Origin of the sequence: Niallia sp. Sow4_A1 (genome assembly GCF_052116745.1) — a bacterium.
In the GTDB taxonomy this organism is placed as follows: Bacteria; Bacillota; Bacilli; order Bacillales; family Cytobacillaceae; genus Niallia; species Niallia hominis.
The window spans coordinates 31,027-43,095 of sequence record NZ_JBQKKM010000023.1 but is presented as its reverse complement, the minus strand read 5'-3'; the positions used below and the strand labels follow the sequence as shown (position 1 = coordinate 43,095).

The window sequence follows — 12,069 nt, the reverse complement described above, 5'->3', positions numbered from 1 at the left end:
GGATGGTCAATGTGAATGAGAAATTTAGTACTATTAATATCGTAGAAATGTTAATTGAATAAGTATGGAGTGAATGAGAATGACCTGGATTTCTATCATAGCATTAGCCCTATTTTGTATGATAAAAGTTTTAATGACGTGCTTACCAACTGGAGTGGTAGATTGGCTTTTGGATAAATATAAGATGCATTTAAAACTTAATGATTTGGAGACGGAAATTATCTACAACGAGAGGAAGGTAGATGGGGAGAATAAAGAGACGATAATAAAACTATTTAATGAAGCGATTGTCAGGGAAAAATATAGTCTCTATCCAGGAAGTGAAGAAACATACCTCAAACCAAATAATGCTGAGTATTCCCTCATTATTCATACGAAAAAAGGAAATAAGAATATAAAATTATTCTTAAATAGTTATCACGATCATGTAGATATTGTGAAAAAATACAAAAATAAAAAAGTCGCATATAGCACCTATCCTCTTCATTTAGATGTTTTAAAAAATAGAATTTGATTGTTACAAGATTATAACTACCAGTTTGGTAGTTTTTTTATGCGTTTTTTTTGAAAGGTGATGTAAGAGGCAAGGAAGAAAAAGGAAATTGGCAATAAATGTTGAATTGTTTATTTATCAATTATCTCTAATGAACAGAAAAACACGAAAAAGAAGTGTAGGAATACGGAATTTAATCAGCAAGTGATTCGAAAAAAATAAGTGTTTTATCCAATAATTTAAATAAAGAAAATAGGGAGAAATATATGATACTAGAAGCTGTGATGTTACAAGTTAAGGAAGGCATGGAGTCAAAATATGAAGAAGCATTTCTCGAGGCATCAAAAATTATTTCTTCGATGAATGGATATATCTCCCATGAATTACAGAAATGTATGGAAGCAAAGGGGAAATATTTGCTGCTTGTTCAATGGGAAACATTAGAAGACCATACTGTTGGCTTTAGACAATCGAATGAATATCAGGATTGGAAAAAGCAGCTACATCATTTTTATGATCCCTTTCCAATAGTTGAACATTTTACAAAGGTTGTCCTTTGAGGGGATATACATTTCTTTTTAGCATATAGTAGATGAGTAAAATAATATAAAGAAAAAAGCAGTGTATATATGGTATTTATCATATCGATTGGAATAGTTATAGTAGTTATTACTTGTCTATAAATAGAAGTAAAACACAGGAATATCCAGATTATCCTTCCAGGCTGGCTTGTTTATATGCTGCGAAAAGTTATGATGAGGTTCTAAAATGGAAAGCATTATTTGATTCCTATAACCGCAATGTATTACAGATTGTTAAGCTTCTTGTGATGGGGAATTATTTTGAAGGAGATGGAGAACTATTGCCAACTATAGAGGCTGCACCTTTCCACAAAAAAATAGAACAGGCTCGGCAATATTGGAAAGGAAACGAGAAAAATGAGCTACCTGAGCTTTTGATCAATGGAAAAATTGAAGTGGTCGAGATTATTCATGATTTTACAATTGGCAAATTTAATTAAAAGTGGATAATGAAAATTTGAACAAACATTTTGAAACCTATTTGTTCAACAAACTTATAAAATATAAGGCGAATAGCAGCTAATATAAGCATTCATAATGATCAAAAAGGTGTGAAAAAAAGTTTAAATCTGAAATGGTTAACAGAATAGTTTCATTGGTCGGTTTTTGGATTGTCGTCCTTATTGTCTTATTTAGTGATAATTCGATTGGTAGCAGTATCTATTTTTGGGGAATAGTGGTTGTGTTTACTGCTTATGATGTATATAGGGTTGTAGTTGCTGGAAAGAAAAACAATAGTGAAGTATAAAGGAACGAGTGCTTAATCTAAGAAAGAATAGTGCTTCTTTTGTAATATGTTATGGTTGGTGGAAGAAAAAATAGTTTATTATCGTATACAAAAATTATTAATTGTTTCAAACATTAACTCCTTGTTATATACTTATAGTTCATTATGTATGTTTTTTTACCATAATAAAAGGATAAGACTAACTAATGATAGATACGTAAATGGACAAGAAAATCGGAGTTGATTCTATGAGTAAAGCAAAAGGTAAGGGCGGAACAGGCAGAGGAACAGATAAGAAGGGTTGGAATCGCTGGCAAGCTAGTGCAAACAAAAAAAAGAGTAACAAGCCTTACACGAGTAAAGGTGTTAAAAATCGCAAAAATACAGAGACATCGGAAAAATAGTTTCTGTTGCTATATAACAGACGGAGCGATTCTTTCATGAGGAAGGATCGCTTTTTCCTTATTTAAATTTTTTCCAAGCTAGGTAAAGCAGGAATCGATTGTTAAAAACTAGAATAAAAAGTGAAGGGGGAGTGATAAGCAATGATTAAATTAGATTTAATGAATTCTGATGAATATAAAACATATCTATCTTCTGCAATTAAAACCTATGCACAAGAAAAAGTTTTGTCAGGAAATTGGAAGCAGGAAGAATCCATAAGAAAAGCGGAAGAGGAATATGCAAAACTTTTGCCGCAAGGAGAAAAGACGGAGCGGAATTTCTTATACACGATTCGAAAGGATGACGAGTCAGTTGGCGTTATTTGGCTCGCACAAAAGTCTGAAAAACTAGGGTTTATCTATGATATACATATAAGAGAAAAATACCAAGGGAATGGCTATGCCAAAGAAGCACTAAAGCAAATAGAGATGGTTGGGCAGGAGGTCGGATTGAAAAAAATAGGTCTCCATGTTTTTGGTCATAATCTAGTAGCCCGAGGATTATATGAGAAAGTAGGGTATGAGACTACGAATGTTTTGATGGAAAAAGACATTTAATTCTACTATTTATGAAAATCGTTATTATTGAATAATTGATAATTTAAAAAAGGAGAACTTATGAGTGAAAAAAGAAAATTAGTATTATTTATTGCCTCAAGCTTAGATGGATATATTGCGACGAAAGACGACTCTCTTGAATGGCTATTCAAAGTAGAAGGGGAAGGGGATAACGGAATTAGCGAGTTTTATGAAACTGTGGATACCATTTTGCTTGGTAAAAGGACTTATGATTGGATTATGAACCAAGAAGGAGGGGAATTTCCATATAAAAACAAAAACTGTTATGTATATACAAAGTCTTCTATTGAGGATACAGAGTATGTGAAATTTGTTAATGAAGATGTCACTAAATTTGCTGATAAGCTAAAAAGCGAAGAGGGAAAATCGATTTGGATTGTTGGTGGAGGAGAACTATTATATTCTTTTATGAAAGAAAAATTGATTGATGAAATCATTGTAACAATAGCTCCAACTATTCTAGGCAATGGCCTTCCGTTATTTAAAGAGGGGAATTATCAATTAGACCTTTCTTTGAAAAGATTAAGAACCTTTAATCAGTTTGTAGAGCTTCATTACGTAGTAAAAGAATAATTTATAAAATGGCTAATTAAAGCATTGCTGCAATAAGTGGTAATGCTTTTTTCTATAGTTGGACACAAAAAGAACCTCCACCAATGCAAAGGAAGTTCTGTGAAAAATGTAAATCGGATTTTAAGATTGGAAATTTTGAAAAAGGGAAATAGTCAGAATAATGGTTGATAAGGTACCTGCAGACATTAAAGTTATGACTTTACGCTTGTTTTTTAATTTATTCTTCTCCTCTGAAGTTTTTACAAGTTCTCGAGATAGCGTACTCCATATAACGATCGATACGATTGCTATTAGTAAAAGCAATATATAATCACCTCCTACAGAAATTTTCATTGATTGAATAATTTGAATTCTAATAACTTAAATGTAACATATGTGTCTGCATTTTTCATTTGAGCTTAGTCTAAATGGGGATAAACGGAACTTTTAATAGCTATTGTCCGTAGTAAATAGTAGATAAATTATATAGGGAGGAACAGCGATGTTTAAACTAAAACCCCAATGTTCCTATTGTGGCAAACATATTAAAGGGAATGAAGTTGTTTTTGTGAAAATGCTCTATCCAAAGCGAAAAGGGATGACGGAAATAAAAGCTTATATACATTATGAAGGGAAATTAATTTGTGAAAAATGCTTTAATACGAAGCAGTAATTAATTTAGGAGGGAAGAGATTGAGAACGATATTATATAATAGTGCATTTGCAATAGTGGCAGTGTATATAATCATTCATATAGATAATTATTTGGTAGGAATTATTCCGTTAATTTCTTTATGGGTTATGTATGACTATACACATAATTTAGAGAAAAAAACAGATGTGAATCGCAAAGTGAAAACTATCGGAACAATATGTTATTTGGTAATTGCCATTATTGGATTATTCCTATTCCTTTTATAAATAATATTAATTAGGAGGTTAACTATGTTTGAAACAAGATGGGCTACTTATGACGAGCTGAGTATTATGACAGACTACTGGTATAAAATGGCTTGTGAAATGGGAGAAATAGATGGAATACCAAAGCCAAATCTTCGGCGGATTGAAGAAGTGAAAAACATATTTCTAAAGGAATTTGAATTAGGCAATTTAATGTTTAGAGTTGCTTTAGATAACGACGATGAAAAGATTGTTGCTTGTGCAGGCGGTTTAATTAGAACAGAGTATGCCTTTCCACTTGCAGAAGAACAAAGTCTCTTTGGCTGGGTGATAGCGGTATATACGATGAAAGAATATCGGAAAAATGGTTTAGCTTCTCAGTTAGTAGATGAAGTTTGTTTATGGCTAAAACAAAAAGGCGCAAAACGAGCAAGATTATGGTCCAGTTCTACTGGACGAACGGTTTATGAACAGCTGGGCTTTGATAATATGATGGATTTATCAAAGAAGCTTTCTTAAAAATAGAAAAAGAAACGATTGAGAGAGGGAAGAGGGTATTGAAATTCACAGAACGATCTTTAAGAATTCTACATCAAGCAGAAAAGCAAGCTAGTAGGACAAATACGATTATGTACCCCATTCATCTGTTATTTGGTATTTTGCATGAAAAAACAGGAGTGTGTGCTGAAATACATAATACATGTCCCGATCTTATAGTTAAAGTAAGGGAACAATTAAAGAATCCAAGTGTAAGGGAAAACGAACAAGGAATTCCGTTTGAACATTTTCAAGTAAATATTTCTCATTCTACGAAAAATATTTTTGAGTTTGCAAGTAATCGAATGAATAGATTTAAGCAGATTTATATAAATGAAGGACATTTGTTTGAGGGGATATTGGAAAGTAATGACCAATTAACAAGTGCAATATTTGAAGCGTTTGATATAGCTAGTATCCTAGAAATAGTTGCTTATCCAAGGAATTTGACTGTTTCATTAAAAGAGTATTCTTTTCCACATCCACCATCAAGCAAGATTACGTATAGAAAAGCAACAAGAAAAGATGTTGCTTTATTAAAACGCTTTGTGAATATGGAATTTGGAAATGGATGGATGGAAGCAATCGAAAATGGTTTATTTATGAACGAAATTCCTATTTTTATTGCATTCGATAATACAAGCATAATTGGTTTTGCTTGCTTTGATGTAGTAGGAAGAAAAAAGGGATTATTTGGACCAATGGGAGTCGCTCTTTCTAATCGAGCACAAGGTATTGGATATACTTTGCTGCATTTATGTTTAAATGAGATGAAGGAAATGGGCTATGAATCTATCATTATTGACGAAGCAGGTCCGATTGAGTTCTATGAAAGGGCAAATTTAGTATAACTATTCAAATATCTACCTTAAGTATATTGAAATAACAGTATATTCAGTAAAAAGAAGACCGACTTGTTCAAGCGGTCTTTACCATTTTTATTTGAATCTTCACTCTATCGGTGTTCCGTTTTTTACAGGCACGTCTGGTTTTAAAAGTACCACATCACCTTCTTCCGGGACACCTCCAATTACCAATACTTCAGATTTAAAACCAGCTATACGTCGTGCTGGGAAGTTTACCACTGCAACTACTTGGCTACCAATAAGTGCTTCTGGTGTATATCGTTGTGTAATTTGTGCAGAAGAATGTTTAATGCCAATTTCTCCAAAGTCAATATCTAATTTTATAGCAGGCTTACGTGCTTCTGGAAAAAGTTCTGCTTTTATAATAGTGCCAACACGGATATCCAATTTTAAAAAGTCTTCAATTGTTGCCATGAATACATCTCCATTTTCGTTTTATTTTAGTCTATCTTTAAATGAAATCTGTTTTTTAATTGATTCCCTATTATTCTTTCACACCAATCAATCGGAGCCTTTTATAGTCTGCCATCCATTTTCCTTTTATATATAATCTATCTTTTACATTTTCTTCAACCTTTGAAATGATTTCGGTCTTAGCATCTATAGAAATACCATGAAACAGAAGATCTCCAAACATAGTAATCCAATTCCTCAAGCCATTGTCTCCATCTAATGGAGTCGGTCGATCATAGTGTTGCGCAAAGGTAACCCTAAATCCGACTTTTTCCATTAAATGTGAATACTCCCCAATACTTGGATAAAACCAGGGGAATTGTTCTTCGCTAAACGGAAATCCTGCTCCTTTTATTTGACGTATTATTTCATCTGTTATTATTTGAACATTCCCTTTGCCACCAAATTCGGCAACAAATCTTCCTCCTTTTTTTAAACTTTGATAGATTCCTTCTAATGCTTTGACAGGAGGGTGTACCCAATGCAGAGTCGCATTAGAAAATACTGCATCAAATTCGCTAGGAAAATGTAAGCTTGTTGCATCTTGAACCAAGAATTTTAAATGAGGATATTTATTGAATGCTTTCTTCACCATATTTTCCGATTTATCGATACCTAAAGTCTCAGCACCAAAATTATGGATGGTATTCGTTAAATCACCCGTTCCACAGCCAAGATCGAGGATCGTTTCGCCAGGCTTTGGATCTAACAACTCTACTAAATTATTTCCAAATTTTGAAACAAACGAATGCTTATCATCATATAAATCCGCATTCCAATTGTCTTTTCCATTTTGAAAAGATTCCATTTCTACACTCTCCCTATGTATATATTTGTAAGTTGAATTATAATGGAAAATATTGATAAAGGGAATTAGTATTATGATAGATGCGAGATTTTATTTTTAAAAAATGGGAACCTTTCCTAAAGAAAAGACATCTTACATATGAAAGACGTCAACTAGATATTGAATAAGGAGGTTAATTCTTGGATAAGAAAGAAGTTCTAGAGTTATGGATAGACCAGTATACGCAACGTCTTGTTAGGCTTGCATATACATACACGAAAGATTGGTTAAAAGCAGAAGATCAAGTACAAGAAGCATTTGTTAAGGCATTTTATTCGATGGATCAATTAAAGAATAAGGAAGAGCCATTCTCTTGGCTGGCGAGAATTGTAATAAATGAATGCAATAGTTCGTTTCGAAAATCTTGGCGAGAAGTTATATCTGATTTTTTACCGGAAATGAATCAAGAAAGCAGTGAAGACTCCTATCTCCGAAGTGTACAGGAAGAAGAAATACATAATGCTGTCTATGATTTACCGAAACCTTATAGTTTGCCTATTACACTTTTCTATTTTGAAGAGCTATCGATTCAGCAAATAGCAGACGTTTTATATCTTAAAGTTGGCACAGTAAAATCTAGACTTGCTAGAGGTCGTCAATTATTAAGTAATAGAATGAAGGAGGATGGAAATGGAAGAAAAAGAATTAAGATTAGCAAAGATGTACTTTAAGCATGAAGTGAATCTGGAAAAGTTTAAAAAAGAAACATTCGAAAAAATAGATCAGGAATTAGATAGAGAAGAAAAGCGAAAGAAAAACTACCCTAAGTGGGTACTTGCATCTGTAGCTTCGTTAATGATAATTGGAGCGAGTCTAGCTTTTGGTGCTTCGCACATGGCAGATGCTGCACAATCTTTCATTAGTCAGCTATTTGGGTCGAAAGAGAATCTAATGAAAGCATATCCCGAAGAAACTCAAGGAGAATTAGATTTCTTTGAGCGCAGCATGCAAATAGCGAAGGAGAATTTAACCAACGAAGAATTCAAACAGTATAGTCAATTGTATACAGAACAGGCTGAGACATGGAAAAAGATAAATAAAGAAAATCGACAGCCAGATAGCAAAGAAGCTAAAAGACTACATGAAATTAAAGAATTACAAAGTACTTATGAACAGAAATTTGCTCTTAAGGAAGCACAGGTATTCGCAAGTTTTCCTATTATAAAACCTACTTATCTACCAGAAGGATATAAACAAGTAGATGAAAGCTTTGCTATATATAAGGAAGGGGAAGAACCGATTGTTTCATTAGAATATAGCGATGGCGCGTCTAGAATTTCAACCCAACAGCTAAATGTAAATCAAAAAGCTGATTTAGAAATGGAAGAGTCCGGTTTTTTTGAACAGCCTGATTCTTATTTTATAAATGGATTTCAGGTGGATTATGTTTCCCCTAGTGATGAATGGCCGTTTGTTGGGATGAGGGTAATAGTACCTGAAAAAGGATATAAAATCATCTTAACTGCAGATACAATGTCTAAAGAAGAAATGGAAAAAGTATTGCTGTCAATGATTGAAAAGTAAGAGATATGTGTAATGGAAGATCGAATTATTCCTACGATAACAATGGAAAAAGAAAGCATAATCATTCTTGATCATGCTTTCTTTTCCATAGATGATTGTGTTCTATTACTGTTGTTTGCCTGATTTAGCTGCTTCCTTATTTGGAACAGATTGAGGAGAATGGTGTTTTTCACTCCCCCCATTAGTCGGCCCATATGTATGAGCATCGTCCGTGATTTTAGCGCCTTCTAAAAAATTATCCTTCGTTTTCATATTTTTCACCTCCGTTTTTAGTATGTGGCTTCATTTAAATATTATGAATTGGATTTGTAACAGTAAGCTTGATTCCAGGTATTATATTATTTGTTGTGTATTCTTCCATTCACAATTGCCATTTTTCCTATCTCTGTAAAGCCGTTAAAAAAGCCGAGAAGTTTAGCTTTTATAAAGAAATGAAGATGGTTTTTCCATTATTGTAGCCAAATCTTTGGATTTCGACTTTTTTAATTAGTTAATCAGTATTTCTCCGCTCATTTGTTCTCCCGTTACTAGAAATTAACATTGAATCAGATAAAAAAGATTTTTTAGATATATCAATTAATTACTATCATTGTAAGATAGAACATATTTATTTTAAGGAGAAGCAAAATTTATGGGGATTATAATATTGTCCGGTGGTGGAGATTTAAAACAGACCTTTGAAATTAATCAGTATTTTGTGCAATTGATCAATAAGGACAAACCGTTATTATATCTACCTATAGCAGGAGACTCGAAAGTAAGAACATATGAATCTAGTTTAGTCTATATAGAGAAAATGTTTCGTCCTTTGGGAATCCATAATATAACAATGTGGACAGATATCAATGGGAAAACAATAGAAGAATTAAACGAGTTTTCAGCAGTTTATATCGGTGGAGGAAACACTCTTTCTTTATTAAATGATCTTAAGGAATCTGGTTTTGATCAATTACTAAGCTTATATTTTCACAACGGCGGTACAATATATGGTCAAAGTGCAGGGGCAATAGTGCTTGGAAATAATATTTTCCATACTTGTGGTGAAAATTACCCGTTTGATGTATATGCAGGATTAAATTTAGTTGCAAATTATTCAATATGGTGCCATTACTCCACTAAAAATGACCTATTAATAGAAGCTTGTTTAAAGAAAAATCAACAAACTTATATACTACTTCCTGATGGTGTTGCTGTCGTATTTAATGAGGGAGATTTAAGTGTAATAGCTAAAAGTAAGCCAAAGATTGCCTCTTTAAATAAATTAGAGAAGATGGGTTTAAAAGAAATCTGAATTATCAGTATGTTGCGGGAGGATTTAAATAAAAGACTAGAGGCGGATTTTACTCTGAATATTAGCTATATATGGAGAAAGTTATTAGAAGAATGGAGGGCTATATGTGTCTAGATTAGATTTAATCCGAAAAGAAGAAAAGAAATACCATGATTATTTTTATGAAAATTATAAGTTGTTTGAAGAAGGATCGTGGTTATATAAGCCGGTAAAAGTTGTTTTAGATTTTTTCCTAATACAGAAAATATGCGGGTACTGGATTTAGGTTCAGGTGTCGGGAGAAACAGTATTCCCATTGCGCAAGAATTAAAGGTAAGAACGGGAAAGTCATTTGTGTTGATCTATTAGATTCCGCTTTAGAAAAATTGAAACGGTATAGCAAAGAATATAAGGTTGAAGGAATCATTGAAATGAGAAAGGCAGATATTGGCCATTATGTAATCGATGAAAATGAATTTGATCTCATTGTTGCTGTGTCCACTTTGGAGCACGTCGAATCAGATGAGGTTTTTGAAGATGTATTGAAACAGATGGCAGTCGGAACAAAAAATGATGGAATAAACTGCTTGATTGTTAATTCTGAGATAGAAGAAATCGAACTGGCAACGAATAAAAAGTTAGATGCAATGATGGAAATAAATAAGAAAACGGAAGATATGATACATACACTAAATAGAATCTATAGAGGGTGGGAAATGTTGTCCCAAGTAGTTAAACCGTTGGAATATACAATTGTCCGTGATGAAAAGGTAGTATTGCTAAAAATAAATGCTGTTACTTTTATTGTAAGAAAGCCAGCTATTAAATAATAAATTCTGATCGTTGATAAGGCTTGGCTTTTTTTGCGTGAAACTTAATTACGTTCTAAAACGTATAAATAGATAACAAATAGAAAAGGTATGAGCATGCTATTGGTTGAAGACTATTTTATCACTAATATTAATAACCGTTCTTGTTTCTTCGCTAATTATCGTAATTAAAAAGAGGAAAAATACAGGAATAACGGGAATTAAAAGTGCTTTAACACATATTTGCTTTTTTCTTATAAGTATATTCAGTTTATTAGCTTATTGGTTAAAGTATACAGGGCTTACCGTTTGGCTAATCAATGTTTTTCTATTAATTATGGCAGCCTTTTTTACAAAATATATGCCAAAAGGTAAAAATGGAACCGGAGTATTTAAAGATAATGATTTAATAAGAGGGTGAATTACTTATGAAAAACAAAATTTTAAACTTCGTTGTTCTTACACTGATATTATCAGCAATGGTGATTAATAATTTAGAAGGACTTCATCCTTTCAAAATGATAGTTAATAATGTTGCGATGGGGATTTTAATTTTGATTGGTAGTGACCATCTGTATAGGCATTTGAAGCGAAGTAAAATACAATAAAAAAATAAGTTTTTTTCATAAAAGCATACATATCTAACCGTAAAATCTAAACAACTAGTTAGAGGTGTTTATGATGATCAATCTATTAGAAACAATCAACCAATTATCGGTGGTATTGCTACTACTATGCACTTTTTTCTATTATTGGCATTTAAAAAGGAATAAAAAGCAAAGAAAACTAACAACATTTGAATTTTGGATGTTTTTCACTATTAAACTAGCTATTTTTGTTGGCGCAGGTAGTTATGTTCTGCTTTTTTTAGATCGGAATTAGACTTGAAAATTTAACAAATGAATAGATAGCATGGATGAACATTTTAAATAGGGGGAGCTTTATGGAAAAGAGCTATAATGTATGGTCACTATATTTAATACTTGTTTGTTTAGTCTTAGGAGCTTATTCCTTGTATTCAAATATTAACAACACTTGGTTGATTGCACCTCCAAATTATATTTTACTTATATTTAGTGTAGTAGCCTTTATTTTCGCTATTATTGGTTTTAAAGATAAAAGAAATAGGCGCTCAAAGACAAGAAGTTGGTTAACGGTCATTTTATCCGCCAGCCTTTCCATTGCATTCTTACTTGCAACCATGTTTGTATTATTTGCCTCTGGGTTTGGAGCAAACAAGCATTTGGAAACAGTACAATCTCCTGAAGGAACGAACACAATAGATTTTTACCGATATGATGCCGGGGCAATGGGGTCATTTGGAGTTAGGGGAGAATTAAACGGTCCACTTTGGTTTAAAAAGAGAATCTATTATCAAGATAATATCGAAAATGTAGAGGTTAAGTGGGAAAATGAAAATACCGTTTCGATTAACAATCATCTGTTAGATCTGAAAAAAGGAGAACGATACGGATATTAGTTACTAGA

21 protein-coding genes and 2 pseudogenes are annotated in these 12,069 nt (G+C 32.6%); 19 read left to right on the top strand and 4 right to left on the bottom strand.

The window, feature by feature from the left end:
• Positions 1-79: 79 nt before the first annotated feature.
• From ACTQ5K_RS13960 to ACTQ5K_RS13930, 7 genes and pseudogenes are all read left to right on the top strand, one after another.
• A complete protein-coding gene (locus ACTQ5K_RS13960; RefSeq protein WP_441994005.1) occupies positions 80-514 on the top strand; it encodes a YfmQ family protein in 435 nt (144 codons plus the stop codon).
• Positions 515-759: 245 nt separating this feature from the next.
• Entirely contained in the window at positions 760-1,053 is a 294-nt protein-coding gene (locus ACTQ5K_RS13955) for an antibiotic biosynthesis monooxygenase family protein (protein ID WP_031537831.1), read from the top strand.
• 131 nt (positions 1,054-1,184) lie between these two features.
• Positions 1,185-1,514: pseudogene (locus ACTQ5K_RS13950) on the top strand (DUF2441 domain-containing protein); the annotation flags it as partial.
• A 134-nt stretch (positions 1,515-1,648) separates the two neighbouring features.
• Positions 1,649-1,822 (top strand): hypothetical protein, encoded by a 174-nt coding sequence (locus ACTQ5K_RS13945; protein WP_441994004.1) that lies wholly within the window; start codon positions 1,649-1,651, stop codon positions 1,820-1,822.
• Between the two features lie 227 nt (positions 1,823-2,049).
• Positions 2,050-2,205, top strand: coding sequence for a DUF3934 domain-containing protein (locus ACTQ5K_RS13940; RefSeq protein WP_235251833.1), 156 nt, complete (start codon positions 2,050-2,052; stop codon positions 2,203-2,205).
• Between the two features lie 141 nt (positions 2,206-2,346).
• Complete coding sequence (locus ACTQ5K_RS13935; RefSeq protein WP_031537838.1) at positions 2,347-2,802, top strand: GNAT family N-acetyltransferase; 456 nt, start codon at positions 2,347-2,349, stop codon at positions 2,800-2,802.
• Positions 2,803-2,862: 60 nt separating this feature from the next.
• Complete coding sequence (locus tag ACTQ5K_RS13930; RefSeq protein ID WP_031537839.1) at positions 2,863-3,396, top strand: dihydrofolate reductase family protein; 534 nt, start codon at positions 2,863-2,865, stop codon at positions 3,394-3,396.
• A 120-nt stretch (positions 3,397-3,516) separates the two neighbouring features.
• Here ACTQ5K_RS13930 and ACTQ5K_RS13925 read toward each other — a convergent pair whose 3' ends face one another.
• Complete coding sequence (locus ACTQ5K_RS13925; protein ID WP_035416475.1) at positions 3,517-3,729, bottom strand: hypothetical protein; 213 nt, start codon at positions 3,727-3,729, stop codon at positions 3,517-3,519.
• 148 nt (positions 3,730-3,877) lie between these two features.
• Between ACTQ5K_RS13925 and ACTQ5K_RS13920 the strand changes: the two genes are divergently transcribed.
• Genes ACTQ5K_RS13920 through ACTQ5K_RS13905 form a run of 4 tightly spaced genes read left to right on the top strand, consistent with a single transcriptional unit; the run spans position 3,878 to position 5,663 of the window.
• Positions 3,878-4,048: a hypothetical protein gene (locus ACTQ5K_RS13920; protein ID WP_031537842.1), complete on the top strand. Its 171-nt coding sequence runs from the start codon at positions 3,878-3,880 to the stop codon at positions 4,046-4,048.
• 20 nt (positions 4,049-4,068) lie between these two features.
• Complete coding sequence (locus ACTQ5K_RS13915) at positions 4,069-4,296, top strand: hypothetical protein (RefSeq protein ID WP_031537843.1); 228 nt, start codon at positions 4,069-4,071, stop codon at positions 4,294-4,296.
• 24 nt (positions 4,297-4,320) lie between these two features.
• Positions 4,321-4,794, top strand: a complete 474-nt coding sequence (locus ACTQ5K_RS13910) for a GNAT family N-acetyltransferase (protein WP_031537844.1) — start codon at positions 4,321-4,323, stop codon at positions 4,792-4,794.
• 38 nt (positions 4,795-4,832) lie between these two features.
• Positions 4,833-5,663, top strand: a complete 831-nt coding sequence (locus tag ACTQ5K_RS13905; protein WP_235251831.1) for a GNAT family N-acetyltransferase — start codon at positions 4,833-4,835, stop codon at positions 5,661-5,663.
• 99 nt (positions 5,664-5,762) lie between these two features.
• Here the strand turns inward: ACTQ5K_RS13905 and csaA are convergent, their stop codons facing one another.
• Complete coding sequence (gene csaA / locus ACTQ5K_RS13900; RefSeq protein ID WP_235251830.1) at positions 5,763-6,092, bottom strand: chaperone CsaA; 330 nt, start codon at positions 6,090-6,092, stop codon at positions 5,763-5,765.
• A gap of 70 nt (positions 6,093-6,162) precedes the next feature.
• Positions 6,163-6,939: a class I SAM-dependent methyltransferase gene (locus ACTQ5K_RS13895; protein WP_235251829.1), complete on the bottom strand. Its 777-nt coding sequence runs from the start codon at positions 6,937-6,939 to the stop codon at positions 6,163-6,165.
• A gap of 179 nt (positions 6,940-7,118) precedes the next feature.
• Between ACTQ5K_RS13895 and ACTQ5K_RS13890 the strand changes: the two genes are divergently transcribed.
• On the top strand, positions 7,119-7,649 hold the full coding sequence (locus ACTQ5K_RS13890; RefSeq protein WP_441130910.1) for a sigma-70 family RNA polymerase sigma factor: 531 nt from the start codon (positions 7,119-7,121) through the stop codon (positions 7,647-7,649).
• Positions 7,609-8,502 (top strand): DUF4367 domain-containing protein, encoded by an 894-nt coding sequence (locus ACTQ5K_RS13885; protein ID WP_235251827.1) that lies wholly within the window; start codon positions 7,609-7,611, stop codon positions 8,500-8,502. Before ACTQ5K_RS13890 ends, ACTQ5K_RS13885 begins: the two co-directional genes overlap by 41 nt.
• Before the next feature lie 105 nt (positions 8,503-8,607).
• Here ACTQ5K_RS13885 and ACTQ5K_RS13880 read toward each other — a convergent pair whose 3' ends face one another.
• The gene (locus tag ACTQ5K_RS13880; RefSeq protein WP_155986752.1) at positions 8,608-8,754 is read right to left on the bottom strand and encodes a hypothetical protein; all 147 of its coding nucleotides are present in this window, start codon (positions 8,752-8,754) and stop codon (positions 8,608-8,610) included.
• A gap of 379 nt (positions 8,755-9,133) precedes the next feature.
• Between ACTQ5K_RS13880 and ACTQ5K_RS13875 the strand changes: the two genes are divergently transcribed.
• The 6 genes and pseudogenes from ACTQ5K_RS13875 to ACTQ5K_RS13850 all read left to right on the top strand — a co-directional run bounded on the left by ACTQ5K_RS13875 (position 9,134) and on the right by ACTQ5K_RS13850 (position 12,061).
• Complete coding sequence (locus ACTQ5K_RS13875) at positions 9,134-9,793, top strand: Type 1 glutamine amidotransferase-like domain-containing protein (RefSeq protein WP_235251826.1); 660 nt, start codon at positions 9,134-9,136, stop codon at positions 9,791-9,793.
• Positions 9,794-9,899: 106 nt separating this feature from the next.
• Positions 9,900-10,602, top strand: a pseudogene (locus ACTQ5K_RS13870) (class I SAM-dependent methyltransferase).
• Between the two features lie 106 nt (positions 10,603-10,708).
• A complete protein-coding gene (locus ACTQ5K_RS13865; RefSeq protein ID WP_251629334.1) occupies positions 10,709-11,002 on the top strand; it encodes a hypothetical protein in 294 nt (97 codons plus the stop codon).
• A 7-nt stretch (positions 11,003-11,009) separates the two neighbouring features.
• Positions 11,010-11,189: a hypothetical protein gene (locus ACTQ5K_RS13860; protein ID WP_031537854.1), complete on the top strand. Its 180-nt coding sequence runs from the start codon at positions 11,010-11,012 to the stop codon at positions 11,187-11,189.
• Between the two features lie 70 nt (positions 11,190-11,259).
• On the top strand, positions 11,260-11,463 hold the full coding sequence (locus ACTQ5K_RS13855) for a hypothetical protein (RefSeq protein WP_031537855.1): 204 nt from the start codon (positions 11,260-11,262) through the stop codon (positions 11,461-11,463).
• 61 nt (positions 11,464-11,524) lie between these two features.
• Positions 11,525-12,061 carry a DUF5412 family protein gene (locus ACTQ5K_RS13850; protein ID WP_251629332.1) on the top strand — a complete coding sequence of 179 codons (537 nt, stop codon included), beginning with the start codon at positions 11,525-11,527 and terminating at the stop codon, positions 12,059-12,061.
• The last annotated feature ends 8 nt before the right edge of the window (positions 12,062-12,069 follow it).

Excerpts from the sequence above, each read along its gene's own strand:
- ACTQ5K_RS13850 (WP_251629332.1), top strand. The coding sequence starts at position 11,525 with ATGGAAAAGAGCTATAATGTATGGTCACTATATTTAATACTTGTTTGT.
- ACTQ5K_RS13885 (WP_235251827.1), top strand. The coding sequence starts at position 7,609 with ATGGAAGAAAAAGAATTAAGATTAGCAAAGATGTACTTTAAGCATGAA.
- csaA (WP_235251830.1), bottom strand. The coding sequence starts at position 6,092 with ATGGCAACAATTGAAGACTTTTTAAAATTGGATATCCGTGTTGGCACT.
- ACTQ5K_RS13955 (WP_031537831.1), top strand. The coding sequence starts at position 760 with ATGATACTAGAAGCTGTGATGTTACAAGTTAAGGAAGGCATGGAGTCA.
- ACTQ5K_RS13895 (WP_235251829.1), bottom strand. The coding sequence starts at position 6,939 with ATGGAATCTTTTCAAAATGGAAAAGACAATTGGAATGCGGATTTATAT.
- ACTQ5K_RS13920 (WP_031537842.1), top strand. The coding sequence starts at position 3,878 with ATGTTTAAACTAAAACCCCAATGTTCCTATTGTGGCAAACATATTAAA.
- ACTQ5K_RS13930 (WP_031537839.1), top strand. The coding sequence starts at position 2,863 with ATGAGTGAAAAAAGAAAATTAGTATTATTTATTGCCTCAAGCTTAGAT.
- ACTQ5K_RS13880 (WP_155986752.1), bottom strand. The coding sequence starts at position 8,754 with ATGAAAACGAAGGATAATTTTTTAGAAGGCGCTAAAATCACGGACGAT.
- ACTQ5K_RS13910 (WP_031537844.1), top strand. The coding sequence starts at position 4,321 with ATGTTTGAAACAAGATGGGCTACTTATGACGAGCTGAGTATTATGACA.
- ACTQ5K_RS13960 (WP_441994005.1), top strand. The coding sequence starts at position 80 with ATGACCTGGATTTCTATCATAGCATTAGCCCTATTTTGTATGATAAAA.
- ACTQ5K_RS13855 (WP_031537855.1), top strand. The coding sequence starts at position 11,260 with ATGATGATCAATCTATTAGAAACAATCAACCAATTATCGGTGGTATTG.
- ACTQ5K_RS13860 (WP_031537854.1), top strand. The coding sequence starts at position 11,010 with ATGAAAAACAAAATTTTAAACTTCGTTGTTCTTACACTGATATTATCA.
- ACTQ5K_RS13925 (WP_035416475.1), bottom strand. The coding sequence starts at position 3,729 with ATGAAAATTTCTGTAGGAGGTGATTATATATTGCTTTTACTAATAGCA.
- ACTQ5K_RS13875 (WP_235251826.1), top strand. The coding sequence starts at position 9,134 with ATGGGGATTATAATATTGTCCGGTGGTGGAGATTTAAAACAGACCTTT.
- ACTQ5K_RS13935 (WP_031537838.1), top strand. The coding sequence starts at position 2,347 with ATGATTAAATTAGATTTAATGAATTCTGATGAATATAAAACATATCTA.
- ACTQ5K_RS13940 (WP_235251833.1), top strand. The coding sequence starts at position 2,050 with ATGAGTAAAGCAAAAGGTAAGGGCGGAACAGGCAGAGGAACAGATAAG.
- ACTQ5K_RS13945 (WP_441994004.1), top strand. The coding sequence starts at position 1,649 with ATGGTTAACAGAATAGTTTCATTGGTCGGTTTTTGGATTGTCGTCCTT.